The organism is Micromonospora sp. ATCC 39149, from assembly GCF_000158815.1.
Taxonomy (GTDB): Bacteria; Actinomycetota; Actinomycetes; order Mycobacteriales; family Micromonosporaceae; genus Micromonospora.
The window spans coordinates 1,047,305-1,062,719 of the sequence record NZ_GG657738.1; the positions used below are offsets into that span (position 1 = coordinate 1,047,305).

Here is a 15,415-nt window from a genome sequence, read left to right on the forward strand (position 1 = left end):
TATCCCACAAGTTCAGGCGCATGCGATGGCCGCCGCCTGCTCCAGGACGTCGAGCTGCCGTGCGGTGTCGGGGCCGCGCGGCCACAGCACCGCCAGCCGTGTGATCCCCAGTTCGGTGTACCGGCCGAGGCAGTCGCGGAACGCCTCGGTCGAGGCCAGGGGGCGCTCGTCGCCGTAGCCGAGCACCACGAGCCGGGGCAGGGTTCGCCAGTCGCGCCCGGCCAGTTCACACGCCTCGCGCAACTGGCCCAACTGCCGACGAACCTCGGCGTACGCGGTTGGCGCGGCGACCCGTGGGTCTTTCGCCACGTCCTGTGTGAGCCAGAGGTCGGCCCGGGCGGCTGTCAGAGCCATGCCGCGCGGCCCAGTCGCGGCGACGGCAATCGGCGGCCGGCTATGCACACCACCGCCGAGGTCGGCGTTGCGAGCGGTGAACCACTGGCCGGTCACGGTCGGCGCCGGCTCGGTGAGCAGCCGATGGGTGTGTTCAACGAACTCGGTGAACCGCCGATGCCGCTCGGCGGCTGAGCGGGGCGGCGCACCCAACGCGTCGGCATCCGCGCCCCCGCCGCCGGCACCGAGCCCGAGCACGAACCGGCCACCGCTCACCGCGTCCAGGCTCAGCGCCGCCTTCGCGGTCGTCACCGGGTGGCGGAAGTTCGGCGCGGTCACCATCGTGCCGACGCCGATCCGGTCGGTCACGGCCGCCGCGGCGGAGAGGGCGACGTACGCGTCGTGCCAGATCGGCCGACCGGCAAGCACGAGGTGGTCCCAGAGCCAGCCCCGGCCGATCCCGATCCGCTCCGCGTGCTGCCACTCGGTGCGCAGGTCAGGCCACGGACGGTCCGGCCACATCACCACGTCCAACCCGCCGTCCACCAGTTCGCTCATGACTGGCGCGCGCCGGCGGCCACGATCGCGTCGTACACCCGGTGGGGCTCCTCCGCGATGCGGTTCAACACGTAGAGCCACCACTCGCGGCCGAAGACGGCGTACTCGCGGGTGCGGAAGCCGGCGCGTCGCAGCCGATCGTGGAGCTGGGTACCAAGACCGAGCAGCATCTCGAACTCGACGTTCCCGGCGGCCATCAGGTCGGGGTGGCGTGCCGTGACCGAGTCAACGAGGTCGGCGTCATGGGTGGCGATGGCGGTCGGGTGGCCGCTGTCGATGAGCCGGTCGGCGAACCGCAGATAGGCCTCGCGCAGTTGCGCCGAACCCCGGGGGAACGCGACGTCGACAGACTCCAGGAACGCGCCTTGAACGAGCCGGATCGGGCCCGGCCGGTCGAGCAGCCGGTCCAGGTCCTTCACGCTGCGGTGCAGTCGCGCCTGCAGCGTGATGCCGACGTTCCCGTGGTCACGGGTCAGCTCGTCGTACAGATCGAGCACCAGATCGGTACGATCGGAGCCCTCGGCGGAAATCATGAGGGTGGTGCCGAGCCGTTCCACCGCAGTCGCGATGCGGCGCGCGTTGCGCAGTGCGAGGGCAGGGTCGACCAGAGACCCGACATGCGACAGGTCGAACGACACCGTCGCCGCGACGGCCTCCCGGCGGAGTCGCTCGATGAGCGCCAGAAAGACCTCGGTCTCGGCGTCGGCCACCTGGGCGTCGCGGACGCTCTCCCCGGCGTACTCGATGCTGACGCGATGACCGCGCGCGATGCTCGCCCGGGCGGTCTCGATCGCGTCGTCGATGGTCTCACCCGCGGTGTACCGCCGGGCGATCCTCGACGCGACGGCCGACAGTTGCGGCGACGACATGACGACGTGCTTCAACTCCTCGTCAAGCGCCCATCGTCGAAGCACATCCGCCGCCGCGGCCTCGTTTGACGTCCTCATCGGCCACTCCCTCGTGCGCTTTCCGTGCCGTACGTTACGGTAACGGACATTACGGTAACGAGTGGTACGGCAAACGTCAACGTCACCGACGCGACATTCGGAGGGACACCGCCATGGCGAGAACGCGGGACCTGGCGCAGCAACAAGCGGCGCTGTCCTCCGCGACCTGGGCGGTCTTGGCCGAGCGCGGCATCGCCGGCCTCACCGTCCGCGCGGTCGCCGAGCGGGTCGGCTGCACCTCCGGCCTGGTGTTCCACACATTCCCCAGCAAGCAGGCGTTGCTCGCGCACGCCCGCCAAACGCTGTTCGAGCGCGCCGCCGCCCGGGTGGACGCGGTGGAGCGGCAGGGCGGCACCCCGGCAGAAGTACTGGAGAACGTCATGCTGACGCTGCTCGCACTCGACCGTGACGGCGCGGAGGAAGCGCGAGTGTGGATCAGCTTCCTCGCCGCGGCGCCAGCCTCGCCCGAGCTGGCAGATCACCACCTGGCGGGCAACCGGCCCTGGTGTCGCGCCTGAGCCGACTGGTCCGCGCCGCCAAGCCGCACTGGAAGGCAACCCAGGCCAGGCAGGCCGCGATCGGGTTGGTGGCGCTCGTCGAAGGGCTCAACACGCTCAGCGCGGTCGACCCGGCAACCTATCCGGTCGCGGCCCAGCGCGCGGCCGTACGGCGGGCACTCATCGCACTGGACCACGACGACGCCGAGTGACACCGCCGCTCAGGCATGGACGATCGCGAGTCCGCCATCGACGAGTCGCCGCAGGGTGTCATCTTCCGGCGGCGCGTCGGTGACGATGCCCGCGACGGCGGTCAGCGGCAGGACAGCGAACCGCGACGCCGCGCCGATCTTCTCCGCGCTCGCCAGCACGTAGGTGTCGGCCGCCCGCTGAGCGAGGGCGCGTTTCATCGCGGCCTCGTCCGCGTCGCCGGTGGTCAGGCCGGCGTCGGGGTGGACTCCGGTGACCCCGAGCAGGAACAGGTCCGCGTTGACGGCCTGCGCGGCCTCCACAGCGGCTGCGCCGCACGCGACCACCGAGTGCTTGAACAGCCGACCGCCGAGCAGGTACACCTCGACGCCGGGGTGCTCGGCGAGCGCGGCACCCACGGTCGGGCTGTGGGTGACCACGGTGGCCCGCAGCGAGGCGGGCAGCGCCCGGGCGACCGCGAGCGCGGTGGTACCGCCATCGACGATGATCGTCATGCCGGGTTGCACCAGCGCGGCGGCGGCCGTGGCGACCCGTTCCTTGGAGTCGACCCCGACCTGGCGGCGGGTCGGGTAGTCGGCCACCGCCGGCGAGGCGGGCAGCGCGCCGCCGTACACCCGTTGACACATCCCGGCGGCGGCCAGGTCGCGCAGGTCGCGGCGGATCGTGTCCTCCGAGATGCCGAGCTCGGTCGCGATGTCTTTGGCGACGACCCGCCGGTCCCGGCGCAGCCGGTCCAGCAGCAGGTCTCGACGTTGCGCAGCCAACATGCACGTTCCTTCACGTTGTTCTTTGTTTATGCACGATCTGCCGATAGTCTCATGCTCATGACCACAGCGAAACCCCTGATGATCCTCATCGCCGGCCCGTACCGGTCGGGCACCGGCGACCACCCTGACCTGCTGGCGGCCAACCTGCGCCGGCTCGAGGAAGCGGCCTGGCCGATCTTCCGGGCCGGGCATGTACCGATGATCGGCGAGTGGGTCGCCCTGCCGGTGCTGCGTGGCGCGGGCACCGACGGCGTCGGCGACCCGATCGCGCAGGAGGTGCTCTACCCCACCGCGCAACGGCTGCTGCAACACTGCGACGCGGTGCTACGACTGCCCGGGGCCTCCACCGGCGCCGATCAGGATGTGGCCATCGCGCGCGAGCGCGGGGTGCCGGTGTACTACGACGTCGCCGACGTGCCGGGCGTCGCGGCGTGAGCGGCGCCGGATCGACAATGACCGAGCCGGACGCGCCGTCGAGTCCCACCGGTGTGCCGGGCATTGACGTGCCCGACGCGCGCGGCCGCACGGGCCTGGACCGGGCGGGTCGTCACCTCACCGGCAACCCCGACGTGGTCGTCCGTGACGTAGAACTGCTCGCCAGCGCGTGGTACGTGCTGCGGCGCACCACGTTTGACTACCGGCACGCCGACGGCACCTGGAGTCGGCAGCAACGCGAGACCTACGACCGGGGCAACGGCGCGACCATTCTGCTCTACGACGTCGACCGCGGCACGGTTCTGGTCACCCGCCAGTTCCGCTACCCGGTCTACGTCAACGGGCACCCCGACGGGATGATGCTGGAGACCGCGGCCGGGCTCCTCGACGACGACGCCCCCGACGCGGCGATCCGCCGGGAGACGGCCGAGGAGTTGGGCGTCACCGTCGGTGAGCTCGAGCGTGTGTTCGACGTCTACACCAGCCCTGGCTCCGTGACCGAACGGCTGCACTGCTACGCCGCCGGGTACACGCCGGCCGCGCGTACCGGGGCCGGCGGCGGGGTCGCCGACGAGGGCGAGGACATCACCGTCGTCGAGCTGCCGTTCGCGGAGGCGCTCGACATGGCGCACGACGGGCGCATCGTCGATGCGAAGACCATCATGTTGCTGCAGTGGGCCGCACTGCGCGGCCCGTTCCGCGCCGTCCGCTGACGGCCGGAGCGGAAGGTAGGTGGAGGCCGGTGACGAACCAGGTGCTCCGATCGGAGCCGTCGGCGTCGTGCCCCGAGGGTGGAAATCCACCGTCGGGTGCAGGCCCCGGCTGACGGTCGCCGGCCGCACCGGCCGCTGGACGAGCTGACCGGCGGAATGATCTACCACAAGGATCAACCGACCGCCACCTGAGTCGCGCTCCTGATGGCGGCCAGCTATCCAGCCAAACCTCGTTCCTACGGCCAGGCGACACCTTCCGGGGCCAGCGCTTCTAGCCGGTCGATGACCGCGACCAAGTCGTCCTCGCTGGTTTCGGGATGCGTCGTGCACAGCCGCAGAACCGGCCTGCCGCCGAGTTCCGTGGACAACACCATGGCGAACCCGTCGGGCAGCGTCTTCGCGGCGATGTCCCGGGTCAGTGCGTCGATGTCGGCTGGCGGCAGCTCCGAAGTGTGCGGCCGGAAGGTCACGATACCGAGCTGCGCCGGCGTCGTGACCGACCAGTGCGGACGGGCGGCGAGCAGCGCCTGGGCTCGCTCGGCCAGCGCGAGGCCGTGCGCGACGGCATCGCGGAACGCATCGGCCCCGAAGGTACGTAGCGACATCCACAGCTTGAGTGCCCGGAACCGACGGGTTAGCTCGGGACCGTAGTCGTAGTAGCTGAGCGGTTCGTCGCCGAGGCGGTTTTCTGTCAGGTACTCCGCGTGCAGGCTGTATGCAGCTGTCAGCGCACGAGCGTTGCGGACCAGAAGGCAGCCGCAGCCGTACGGCTGGAATAGCCATTTGTGGGCGTCGATGGCGATCGAGTCGGCCAGGTCCAGGCCAGCGAGAACCTTCCGCCCCGCCTCGGTGAGCATCGCGGGAGCGCCGTACGCGCCGTCGACATGCAACCATACGCCGTGACGCTCGCAGACCTCGGCGATCGCCGGCAGCGGGTCGACCGTGCCGGCGTTCGTGGTGCCGGCCGTCGCCACGACACAAAGCGGCCACCGCCCGAGTTGCCGGTCACGCCGGATCGCCGCGTCCAATGCGCTCGGGTCGAGCCGATAGCTTGCGTCCACTGGCACCATGCACACCTGGCGATCGGCGAAACCAAGGAAGCTCAGGCCCCGCCGGATCGACGCGTGGGTCTGCGCGGTGACGTACACGACGAGTTCCTGACCGCCGGCCGCGGCGCCCCCGTCCACTCGGGCGGCGTGGAGCGCGACCAGGTTCGCCATCGTGCCGCCACTGAGGAACAGACCGCCGCAGGTCTTCGGAAGCCGGCACATCCGGCGGAGCCAGTCGATCGTGGCCTGCTCGACGATCGCCGGGCCAGCCCCGAGTATCCAACCTGCCGCGTGGACGTTGAAGCCCGACGCGAGGAAGTCCGCCAAGGGGCCCGCGAAGGTGGAGGGGCCGGGAACGTAGGCCATGAACCGAGGGTGATCGGTGTGGGTGATCGTGCTCGAAAGGAGCCGGACGACGTGGTCGAGGACGTCCTGCGCCTCGGTCGGTCCAATCGGGATGTCGACGTCCAGGGTCCGTTCCAGCTCGGCCCTGTCGTGCGGCCGGCCGACCGGGCGTTCACGCAACGTCGACAAGTGGTGCACGATCTCGTCCACTGCTCGATAGCCGATCTTGCGCATGCTCTCGGCGGGCAAACGGAGGGGTGGCGGAATCTCCGACATCAGGGCCTTCCAGATCCGGGCTTGCTGAACCTGCCCGATCCTGGCGGCCCGGAGTCAGCCTGTCTTGAACGATCTCGACACGGCTGGACGCCGTAGATAGTCGCCGGGAGTGATCCCGACGACCCGCTTGAAGTGCCGCGTGAGGTGACTCTGGTCGGCGAATCCGGCGTGCACCGCCACGTCGGCGATCGGAACGCCGCGGGCGAGCAATCCCCGTGCGACGTCCACCCGCCGCGACACCACGTACTCGTACGGCGCCATGCCAGCCTCGGCCCGAAAGCGCCGAAGCAGCACGACGGGGCTGATTTCCAGGTGGGCCGCCAGGTCCGCGAGCGTTATGGGCGAGTCCAGGCGCTCGTCCACGTACCGGCTGACTGCCGCCACCACGGACCCGTGGCCGCCCGAGGCCCGACCGCGACCGCCGCTGGCATGCGCCCCGAACAGGTGGTCGAGTGCGTCAACGACGACCCCGTCCAACCGAAGGTCGGGGGGGTTGCCGGTCAGAGCGCGATGGGCCCGATCGAGGAGGGTATGGGCCGCGTCGTCTTGGAACACTCGGTTGACGAACGAGGGCGTTCCACTGGTCCCCAGCGCGTTCTTGATCACCGCCTCCGGTACCGCCAGACTTCGGTACCGGATCCCGCCTGGGCCTGGGGCACCGTCGTGGGCCTCCGCCGGATGCAGGACGGTCACGCTGCCGGACGCGAACCGGTGGCCGGCACCAGAACATCGGAACGATCCACCGCCGCCGTCGATGACCGCGATCGACCAGTGCTCGTGGGCATGCCGAGGGAAACGGTGTCCATCGAAGGCCAGCGTCAGAGTTCTGACCCCGTCGAGCATCCTGACTCCGTCCGTGCGGGGTGATCACAGCAATGCCGGGCTCCGCTACCCGTCGACCGTAGCCGGAGGTGGTAGCGCCGCCGCTGTGGAGCAGCCCTCCGATGGCGACGGTCGGGCAACAGGTCGCCGTCACTGGCTGGTGCTACTCCCCCGGCGCCCGACGGTACGATCCAATAGATCATCCGGCGACACTGGGCGGTGTGCAGCTCGGCCGCGAAGGCGGTGCGAACCGGCGCGGGTATCCGGCGCAGCATCATGACGACGTCCCGCAGCACGAGCAGCCCGGTCGGCAACCGCACGCGTCCGCCTCACCGGCGGTGGCCGTGGCCGCCTCGGCCGGCGCGTCACTGGTGGTGGCGCCTGCGGTCGCGTGCAGGGCAGCGTTCGGGGCGCAGCAGCTGTCGCCCTTCCACGCCTCGCGGCCTTCCTTGACCGCGACGGCGGCGATGACCAGCGCGGCGATCGGGTCGGCCCAGGACCAGCCGAACAGGCTGTTGACCGCCAGGCCGACGAGCAGGACGGCGGACAGGTAGGTGCACAGCAGGGTCTGCTTGGAGTCGGCCACCGCCGAGCGGGATCCGAGTTCGCGGCCGGCGCGGCGCTGCGCGTACGACAGCACCGGCATGATCAGCAGCGACAGGCCGGCCAGGACCAGGCCGATCGAGGAGTGCTGAGCCTCGGCGCCGCCGAGCAGAGCACGCACCGACTCGACGGTGACGTAGGCGGCGAGGGCGAAGAACGACACGGCGATGATGCGCAGCGCCGTCTTCTCGCGGGCTTCGGGGTCACGGCCGGCGAACTGCCACGCGACCGCGGCCGCGGAGGCGACCTCGATGATCGAGTCGAGGCCGAAGCCGATCAGCGCGGTCGACGAGGCCAGGGTGCCGGCGGTGATGGCCACGACGGCCTCGATGACGTTATAGGTGATCGTTGCGGCGACGAACAGCCGCACCCGCCGGGCGAGCACCGCCCGCCGGACGGGCGAGGGCCCCGCCGGGGTGAGCTGGATCAGCGGCAGGCTCATCAGCAGCAGTCCTTCTCGTCGGAGTCCGGGCACGCGACCGGGTCGACCGCGAGCACCAGGCCGAGCAGGTCACCGAGGGCGTGGGAAAGGCGCGGGTCGGCCAGCTCGTAGCGGGTGCGCCGGCCCTCCGGCGCGGCCACGACCAGGCCGCAACCACGCAGGCAGGTGAGATGGTTGGACAAGTTCTGCCGGGTGGTGCCCAGCAACTCGGCCAGCTCCGCGGGATACCCGGGCCCGTCACGCAGCGCCAGTAGCAACCGCGCCCGGGTCGGATCCGACAGGGCGTGGCCGAAGCGAGCGAGGACCTGCCCGTACGTCAACGTCTCCACATCAAGACAGTACACGCAACGCTGTACTGATAACAGGGTGCGGCAGACGGCCTGACAGCGAACTCCCAGCCGTCGCTCAGCCACTGAGCATCCGGGCAGACCCGCAGATCCTTGTTGGTAGCGAGCGGATAGTCATAGACGATGCTCGTCGGGGCCGCCATGCGTGCCGAAAATTGGTACTCGGGTTCGCGATTTTTGCAGTGCCGGAAGCCGTGAACCTGAGCGGTGTCAGCAGACACTCAACCTGCAGCGATGCTGGGGGACGCGGAACTTGCCCGCGCGCGTAAAGATGGATGCGGCGTTGAGAAGCGCCCACCGGCAGACAGGGAGAAGACGTGGTCGCTGAATGGATCGAACCCCTGGCCGCGAGCGGTGCCGGGGCGCTGGTCGCCGCCGCAGCCACCGACGGTTGGCAGAACGCTCGCGCGTCGGTGACCGACCTGATCCGCCGCCGACGTGGCGACGAACGCGCCGCGCTGGTCGAACGCGCACTCGACGACACCGCCGCACGGGTGGAACAGGCTGAGCCTGCGGCGCGTGAGCAACAACGCGAACTGTTGCTGACCGGCTGGCAGACCCTGCTGAGCGATCTGCTGGCCGAGCACAGCGGGGGTGACGAGCGCAGCGACATCGCCGAGGAACTGCGGACCCTTGTCGAAGAGGTCACCACCGCCCTGCCCGTCGCCGGGCAGCGCTGGGTGCAGAACGTGACTATCAGCGGAGCATCGATCGGGCAGACGGTGATGGGCGGCTCGATCGTCAACCACAGCCCGCTGAGGTGATCTTTCCGTTCGACGACGGTTCCGGGCCGGACACGCACCGGTACGAGCAAAACATCACTGTCGTCGATGGTTTCGGTTATGGCACGATCGGCGCCGACATCCACGTCTTCGGCGACGGGATGCCCGTCTATCTGCTGCGCCGGCGCCCGGCCCCGGTAACCGCCGACCCGTGGTGGTTGTCCGAACTGCCCAGTCGGATGCTGCACCCACGGTTCGCGACGGTGGAGTTCACCGGCCGGGAACTGGAACTGGCCGACCTGCACACCTGGCGGAACAGCCGGCCGCGGCTGGCGGTGCGCTGGCTGCACGGCCCCGGAGGGTCGGGCAAGACCCGCCTGGCGTACCAGTTCGCCGCCGAGGCCGAGTCCGACGGTTGGCAGGTCATCGAGGCTGTGCACGGGCCCGGCGCGACCGTACACCCCGGCAGCCAGGACCTGCGCCCCGCCGGTGCGCCTGGGCTTCTGCTGATCGTCGACTACGCCGACCGGTGGCCGCACCAGCACCTGACGTGGCTGCTCAGCAACGCAGTGCTGCACCGCGACGGGCTGCCCACCCGGGTCCTATTGATCGGGCGCAATCCGGACGCCTGGCCAGCGCTTCGTGCCGCCCTCGACGTGCACCAGGCAAGCACCTCCACCCGCAGACTCGCTCCGCTGTCCGGCGGGACCGGCCCGGCCACGGCCCGGATGCAGATGTTCGCTGCCGCCCGTACCGGATTTGCCCGCCACTACGGCATACCGGACCCGGACGAGATCGCGACGCCGGACATCCTGCTTCAACCTGAGATGGGCCTGACCTTGGCGGTGCACATCGCGGCGCTGGTGGCGGTGGATGCGTACCGCACCGGTCGGATCGCACCTGCCGACGCGGCCGGGCAGACCGTCTACCTGCTGGATCGTGAACAGCGGCACTGGGCCGACCGGCACGGCGACCCTCGGCACACCCTCGGGGACCCCGCCGGGTACGGCACCGCGCCCGCGGTCATGAACCAGGTGGTGTACATCGCCGCGCTGACCGGTTCCCGACCGCCAGCTGGCGGTGTCGACCTGCTGCACCGGCTCCGGATTCCCGGCGACCCCGGCCGGATCCTAGCCGACCACGCAGCCTGCTACCCGAGCGCCGACCCCACCCATGTCCTCGAGCCGCTGTACCCCGACCGGCTCGCCGAGGACTTCATCGCCCTGACCGTGCCTGGACATGACTTGGACTACCCGGCGCAGGGGTGGGCGCCGGGCACTACGGACGAGATCCTGAGCGAGGCCCCGAACGTGTCTCGGCGCACGTGGGACGTGCCCGGCGTACGGTCGATGGTGTTCTTGGCGGCGGCCGCGCACCGCTGGCCGCACCTGGGCCACCACTACCTGTACCCGCTGCTGCTCGCACGTCCCGAACTGGCGGTGGCCGGCGGCAGCCCCGCACTGATCAGCCTCGCCACCGCTACGCACACCCCGATCGCAGTGCTGCAGGCTGTCGCCCGGGTCCTGCCGGCGGACGCGCACATCGACCTGGACCTCGGCGCAGCCGCGCTCAGCGCGGCGTTGCTGCCCCACCAGTTGACCGACGCCGACGCCGATGAGCAGATCTTGGCGTACCTCGGGCACGCCGAACGCCTGGTTCGTGCCGGACGGTTTTCCGAGGCCATCCGGTACGCCGAGCAGGGAGTGGACCTGGCCCGCAGGTGGTCGGACTCCGGCCCTGAAGTCCGCCGGCTGGTGCTGGTGGCAGCTCTGTCACAGCAGTCCGTCTGCGCAGCGCAGCTCGGCCGCTGGGACGAGGCGATCGACCACGTGCGCCAGGCGATGGTGCTGCGGGAGAACCAGGCCGTCCCGCTGTCCGACGTCAACCGGGCCGACGACCTGGGCCGTCTCAGCATCACTCTCGCCGGATTGCTGTCTGAGCACGGACATTACAGCGAGGCGGTGCCGGTGGCCCGGCATGCCTTGGACACCTACCTTGCCCTGACCGAACAGGAACCCGGCGAGAGACATCTACGGGGCGCGGCCGAGGCGGCGTACAACCTGTGCGGCATGCTGGCGAGCCTCGGCCAGCATGAAGAGGCGCTGCCCGCCGGCCTGCGCGCGGTCAAGACTTACCAGTTGCTCTCCGAACACGCTCCGGGAACGTACCTGCCCAGATGGGCCGAGGCGCTAACCTCGCTCGCGGTGGTGCACACCGAGCTGGGGTACGCCGACGCGGCTCTGGACAACACCGCCCAAGCCGTAAAGGTCATGCAACGCGCGGTGCGGGGAAACCCGTCCGTGCAGGAACCAGGACTCGCACGGGCGCTCATCTCCCGCAGCCACTTGCTGAGCCAACTCGGCAGGTACGAGCAGGCCGTGGAACCGGCCCGGGAGGCGGTGGAGATCGTGCGCCGATGCGTCGCGGCAAACCCTCGATCGCACCGGAACCTTCTGGTTGCGGCACTCAGCCACCTCGCGGGCACCCTGGTGACACTTGCCCACAACGCCGACGCACTCACTGCGGCCCAGGAGGCCGCCGAAATGTGTCTTACGGAGTCACCCGGCGTGGTACGTCCTGTACAGGCTGCGGCGGCACTGGCCACTCTCGGCACGGTGCTGTCTTCCCTGGGTCGGCACCACGATGCTCTGGCTGCCACCAACAAAGCCAGGGAACTGCTGAAAGCCGCTGACGGCGGCGACGCCCATGTGGCAGTGCTGCGCATGCGGGCCCACATCGAAATCAACATGGGACGCCATCTCGCCGGGATCGGCGCCTTCGACCTGGCAGTGCCCCCGGCCAGTGAGGCGGTGAGACTCTACCGGCGGTTGGCGGACAAGCACCCGGTCACGGACCTGCCCCATCTGGCTTCAGCGTTGGATAACCTAGGGATGCTGCTGCCGCAGTTGGGCGAGATGCAGGACGCAATCGCATCCCTCGAGGAGTCTGTCAAGATTCTGCGCCAGCTGGAAGCCGTCCAACCTGGGGTGCTCCAGCATCGGTTGGCTGCGACGCTGAACAACCTCGGCCTGCGGTTGGCAGAGACCGACCAGACGCAACGAGCGCTGGACGTAGCGCAGGAATCTCTGACACTCTTTCGCGAACTTGCCGCCACCGACCCCGACTGTCACCGCGACGACATCGCGCTGGGGGTGTTCAACCTCAGCTTGCGGCTGCACGCGCTGGGCCAGGATGAGAAGTCGCTGACAACCCTACGAGAAGCAGTGACCATGGCCCGACAGTTGTCCCGGGAGAATCCTGGCGCGCACGACGCCCTGCTCGCCGAGTCGCTGAAATGCCTCGCTCTGCGACTGTGCGCCCCCCGTCACCGCAACACGTCAGCGGCTGTCGACGAGGAGGCCGTGGCCGCCGCCGGTGAAGCGGTCGCCCTGCTGCGTCGGCTGTACCACGACGATCCCAAGGTGCACCAGGCGAACCTCGCCATGGCGCTGGGCGCGTACGCCAGCGTGTGCGTAGAGTGCGGCGGGAATCCGCGATCCGCGGCCCGGCACATCCTCGAGGCGATGGAACACTACGACCAGCTGTGCTCGTTCCGGCCGCTGATTTTTGAACGGTACCGGATCGCGTCGATCGGGACGTTCGCGTCGGTCCTAGACGCGCTCGGTGACACCGACGGGGCGCACCGTATCCGCCGGGGTCTCGCCGAAGCCGCCGGCATCCCATGGCCCGACCCGGCAGGCTAGGGCTGGGCCTCGCCATGCGGGATCGAAGGGATGACCCGATGAAGCGCCTGCTGCGTGACCACTACGCCGGCCGGGTGATGGATCTTGAACTTGGCGATTCTGGGTCTGGCACGCTGGCTGCCGGGACCCTGTACGGTGCCGAAACCTGTCGCACCTGCTGTGAGCTGGGGCTTCGCGAGTTTGAGGCACCGTCGTGGTCATGGCCCTCCAGCTGATCTGACCGGTCGCGATTCGCATGTTCGACGCCGTGCTGCGCGGCCCGGAGCGGCCGTCGCCTCGCTGGGCTTCTACGAGTGGGCCGGGCGCACCATCCTATCCCACTTTGAGGGCCAGCTTCCCGACATAGTGATCGTCGAGAGTGCGATGCGCATCCCCGACTTGCTCCAACGGGAAGGTCCGGGCGACGTGGACCTCAAAAGAGCTCGCCTCGATGATCGCGTTCAGCCGGTCGGTGGCGGTGCGGCTTCGATCTCCGTCGTAGTAGGACACCATCGCGCTCGGCGGCGTCACAGGCACGGGCAGGACACCGTTCGGCCAAGCGATCCGTCCCGACTTCTTGACCGCGCGAAGAGACCGTTCGACAATCTCGCCCCCCACGGTAACCAGAGCAGCATCGAAGCCGCCTGGGGCGAACTCGAATGCCGCAGCCAGCACATCGTCTTTGCGGCCGTCGACGGCATGGTCAGCGCCTAGCCGCCGGGCCAGGGCGACACCATCGTCGCCAGAGGCCACGGCCAATACTCGGATGCCGCCGTGCCGCGCCAGCTGCAGGGCCATGTGCCCGATTCCCCCGCTGGCCCCGAAGACCATGAGCGTCTCGTCCGGCCGCAGGCCGAGCAGATCAAGGCCGCTCAGCGCAGTCAGGGCATCCCAAGCCATCGCGCCGGCCTGTTCGGTCGGCAATCGGTCGGGCACACGCGCCACGAACTCCGCCTCAACGACGCCGTACTCGGCGTAGAAGCCACCCCGAGGCACCGGCATCGTCGCAGCGTAGACACGCTCGCCCACGTCGAACCGGGTGACGTTGCGTCCGACCGCGGCCACCGTGCCCGCCGCGTCCCAGCCGAGGACATAGGGGAAGGTCGACGCTATGCCGAAAGCGCCGTCGTAGTCCCCCTCCCGTTCGACCCTGTCCCAGGACCCCACCCCGGCGAACTCCACCCGGATGAGGACGTCGTCGTCCCGAACCTCCGGGAGCGGTATTCGGCGCGACGAGAGCTCGTCGACTCCGCCGAACCGGTCAAGGACGACCGCGTTCATCCGCGGCTCCACGACCGCGCCGCCCGCGGTGCGCTCGACTCTGCTGTCCATCGCCCCCTCCTTCATTACTTGATTGAATCAAGGAATATTGGATCACAGCTATTTGAGCGAATCAAGTATCTCCTCTAGGCTGGGTACCATGGCGCTGCCAAACGGGCCCGTAACCACCTCATCGGAGGCGGAGGCCGTCTTGTTCGACCTGGTCGACGTATACGAGCGCGCCTACGAGGCGGCTGCGGCCGAGCTGTCGCTCAGCCCGGCGCAGGCATGTGTGCTCGGGCGACTCGACGAGCGACGCGGCATGGGCGCCTTGGCCGAGGAACTCGGCTGCGATGCCTCCAACATCACCCAGATCGTCGCGCGTCTCGAAGCGCTCGGCCTCGTGACCCGCGAACCGAACCCCCGGGACCGCCGCGCACGACTCGTCGCGCGAACTCCCCGGGGAGACGAGATCAACCACCGGTTCACAACAGCCTTCACCTTCGCCCGCACAGCGGTCGGACGACTCTCACCCGACGAACAGGACCAGTTGACGGCGCTGCTGCGAAAAGCACTGAGCTGACACGCACCCGCAGCCCACCCGATCAAGGGGGACCCAACGGTTTCATGGGTCCGGGCTGCAGCAGTCTCTGATCGTTCGACTGGTTGTTGGCCGTTACGCTGCGGAGCCCGCTGCGTGACACTCTGCCGACCGAGGCGCAGGCGCGAAAAAGGGGTGGCTGCCGACAACAGCTCGGGGGCACCATGCCTCGGTGCAGATCCGAGCGGTTCATCAGGCTGAGCTCCCCGTCCTGCAGGACATCGAGCGTGCGGCTGGAGAATGTTTTCGCGATGTCGGCATGCCTCAGATAGCCGAGGATGAACCGCTGCCGCTCGACGTACTCGCCCGCTACCACCAGGCTGGCCGTGCGTGGCTCGCCACCGACGCCACCGACACGCCGGTCGGTTACCTCATCGCCGACGCCGTTGACGGCAATCTTCACATCGAGCAGGTCTCGGTACATCCTCGCTGTGCACGACACGGGGTGGGACGTCAACTGCTCGATCACCTCGCCGTCCACGCCACGACCAGCGGCGTACCGGCCCTGACCCTCACGACGTTCGCTGACGTGCCATGGAACGCTCCGTACTACACTCGCTGCGGATTCCAAACCCTCAACGACAGCGACCTCACACCGGGTCTACGGGCTATCCGCCAACGCGAGGCCGCACATGGGCTGGACCGCTGGCCCCGCGTCTGCATGCGCCGAGACCTGTAACCGCCCACAGGCCCAACGCTGTTCACCGGTCCAGCCGGGAGCGTCACGCAGGTCCTGATACCGATCTGACCCTCAGCTATACCGGGTGACGTCACCGGTAAGGCGGCCCGGACCAAGCCGCTGACC

Annotated in this window: 14 protein-coding genes and 1 pseudogene; 7 read left to right on the top strand and 8 right to left on the bottom strand. The window is 69.3% G+C overall.

The features are described from left to right. Nucleotides 1-12: 12 nt before the first annotated feature. Both MCAG_RS04245 and MCAG_RS04250 read right to left on the bottom strand, forming a co-directional pair. Nucleotides 13-891, bottom strand: coding sequence for an LLM class flavin-dependent oxidoreductase (locus MCAG_RS04245; protein WP_050777852.1), 879 nt, complete (start codon nt 889-891; stop codon nt 13-15). Next, on the bottom strand, nt 888-1,838 hold the full coding sequence (locus MCAG_RS04250; RefSeq protein WP_007071736.1) for a proline dehydrogenase family protein: 951 nt from the start codon (nt 1,836-1,838) through the stop codon (nt 888-890). Before MCAG_RS04250 ends, MCAG_RS04245 begins: the two co-directional genes overlap by 4 nt. Before the next feature lie 113 nt (nt 1,839-1,951). Between MCAG_RS04250 and MCAG_RS04255 the strand changes: the two are divergent. Further along, nucleotides 1,952-2,547 (top strand): annotated as a pseudogene (locus MCAG_RS04255) (TetR/AcrR family transcriptional regulator). 9 nt (nt 2,548-2,556) lie between these two features. Here MCAG_RS04255 and MCAG_RS04260 read toward each other — a convergent pair. Further along, complete coding sequence (locus MCAG_RS04260) at nt 2,557-3,312, bottom strand: DeoR/GlpR family DNA-binding transcription regulator (protein ID WP_007071738.1); 756 nt, start codon at nt 3,310-3,312, stop codon at nt 2,557-2,559. Between the two features lie 57 nt (nt 3,313-3,369). Here MCAG_RS04260 and MCAG_RS04265 point away from each other — a divergent pair, with 57 nt between their 5' ends. Next, nucleotides 3,370-3,747, top strand: coding sequence for a DUF4406 domain-containing protein (locus tag MCAG_RS04265; protein WP_198141493.1), 378 nt, complete (start codon nt 3,370-3,372; stop codon nt 3,745-3,747). 17 nt (nt 3,748-3,764) lie between these two features. Beyond that, nucleotides 3,765-4,460 (top strand): NUDIX domain-containing protein, encoded by a 696-nt coding sequence (locus MCAG_RS04270; protein WP_007071740.1) that lies wholly within the window; start codon nt 3,765-3,767, stop codon nt 4,458-4,460. Between the two features lie 236 nt (nt 4,461-4,696). Here MCAG_RS04270 and MCAG_RS04275 read toward each other — a convergent pair whose 3' ends face one another. The 4 genes from MCAG_RS04275 to MCAG_RS04290 form a co-directional block, all read right to left on the bottom strand. Further along, the gene (locus MCAG_RS04275) at nt 4,697-6,130 is read right to left on the bottom strand and encodes an aminotransferase class V-fold PLP-dependent enzyme (protein WP_007071741.1); all 1,434 of its coding nucleotides are present in this window, start codon (nt 6,128-6,130) and stop codon (nt 4,697-4,699) included. 54 nt (nt 6,131-6,184) lie between these two features. Continuing rightward, nucleotides 6,185-6,973 carry an AraC family transcriptional regulator gene (locus MCAG_RS04280; RefSeq protein WP_007071742.1) on the bottom strand — a complete coding sequence of 263 codons (789 nt, stop codon included), beginning with the start codon at nt 6,971-6,973 and terminating at the stop codon, nt 6,185-6,187. A gap of 253 nt (nt 6,974-7,226) precedes the next feature. Next, nucleotides 7,227-7,997: a cation transporter gene (locus MCAG_RS04285; RefSeq protein ID WP_036372310.1), complete on the bottom strand. Its 771-nt coding sequence runs from the start codon at nt 7,995-7,997 to the stop codon at nt 7,227-7,229. Then, on the bottom strand, nt 7,997-8,326 hold the full coding sequence (locus MCAG_RS04290) for a helix-turn-helix transcriptional regulator (RefSeq protein WP_007071744.1): 330 nt from the start codon (nt 8,324-8,326) through the stop codon (nt 7,997-7,999). Before MCAG_RS04290 ends, MCAG_RS04285 begins: the two co-directional genes overlap by 1 nt. A gap of 431 nt (nt 8,327-8,757) precedes the next feature. Here MCAG_RS04290 and MCAG_RS04295 point away from each other — a divergent pair, with 431 nt between their 5' ends. Then, the gene (locus MCAG_RS04295; RefSeq protein WP_157547869.1) at nt 8,758-9,108 is read left to right on the top strand and encodes a hypothetical protein; all 351 of its coding nucleotides are present in this window, start codon (nt 8,758-8,760) and stop codon (nt 9,106-9,108) included. Nucleotides 9,109-9,635: 527 nt separating this feature from the next. Further along, nucleotides 9,636-12,770, top strand: coding sequence for a tetratricopeptide repeat protein (locus tag MCAG_RS04300; protein WP_232290074.1), 3,135 nt, complete (start codon nt 9,636-9,638; stop codon nt 12,768-12,770). A gap of 312 nt (nt 12,771-13,082) precedes the next feature. Here MCAG_RS04300 and MCAG_RS04305 read toward each other — a convergent pair whose 3' ends face one another. Beyond that, nucleotides 13,083-14,081, bottom strand: coding sequence for an NADP-dependent oxidoreductase (locus MCAG_RS04305; protein ID WP_007071748.1), 999 nt, complete (start codon nt 14,079-14,081; stop codon nt 13,083-13,085). Between the two features lie 88 nt (nt 14,082-14,169). On the opposite strand from MCAG_RS04305, the gene MCAG_RS04310 reads away from it, so the two are divergent. Both MCAG_RS04310 and MCAG_RS30340 read left to right on the top strand, forming a co-directional pair. Then, complete coding sequence (locus MCAG_RS04310; RefSeq protein WP_007071749.1) at nt 14,170-14,592, top strand: MarR family winged helix-turn-helix transcriptional regulator; 423 nt, start codon at nt 14,170-14,172, stop codon at nt 14,590-14,592. A 190-nt stretch (nt 14,593-14,782) separates the two neighbouring features. Next, on the top strand, nt 14,783-15,289 hold the full coding sequence (locus MCAG_RS30340; protein WP_007071750.1) for a GNAT family N-acetyltransferase: 507 nt from the start codon (nt 14,783-14,785) through the stop codon (nt 15,287-15,289). The last annotated feature ends 126 nt before the right edge of the window (nt 15,290-15,415 follow it).

Coding starts and splice junctions, on each gene's coding strand:
- MCAG_RS04250 (WP_007071736.1), bottom strand. CDS start 1,838: ATGAGGACGTCAAACGAGGCCGCGGCGGCGGATGTGCTTCGACGATGG.
- MCAG_RS04265 (WP_198141493.1), top strand. CDS start 3,370: ATGACCACAGCGAAACCCCTGATGATCCTCATCGCCGGCCCGTACCGG.
- MCAG_RS04280 (WP_007071742.1), bottom strand. CDS start 6,973: ATGCTCGACGGGGTCAGAACTCTGACGCTGGCCTTCGATGGACACCGT.
- MCAG_RS04305 (WP_007071748.1), bottom strand. CDS start 14,081: ATGGACAGCAGAGTCGAGCGCACCGCGGGCGGCGCGGTCGTGGAGCCG.
- MCAG_RS04270 (WP_007071740.1), top strand. CDS start 3,765: ATGACCGAGCCGGACGCGCCGTCGAGTCCCACCGGTGTGCCGGGCATT.
- MCAG_RS04275 (WP_007071741.1), bottom strand. CDS start 6,130: ATGTCGGAGATTCCGCCACCCCTCCGTTTGCCCGCCGAGAGCATGCGC.
- MCAG_RS04245 (WP_050777852.1), bottom strand. CDS start 891: ATGAGCGAACTGGTGGACGGCGGGTTGGACGTGGTGATGTGGCCGGAC.
- MCAG_RS04310 (WP_007071749.1), top strand. CDS start 14,170: ATGGCGCTGCCAAACGGGCCCGTAACCACCTCATCGGAGGCGGAGGCC.
- MCAG_RS04260 (WP_007071738.1), bottom strand. CDS start 3,312: ATGTTGGCTGCGCAACGTCGAGACCTGCTGCTGGACCGGCTGCGCCGG.
- MCAG_RS04285 (WP_036372310.1), bottom strand. CDS start 7,997: ATGAGCCTGCCGCTGATCCAGCTCACCCCGGCGGGGCCCTCGCCCGTC.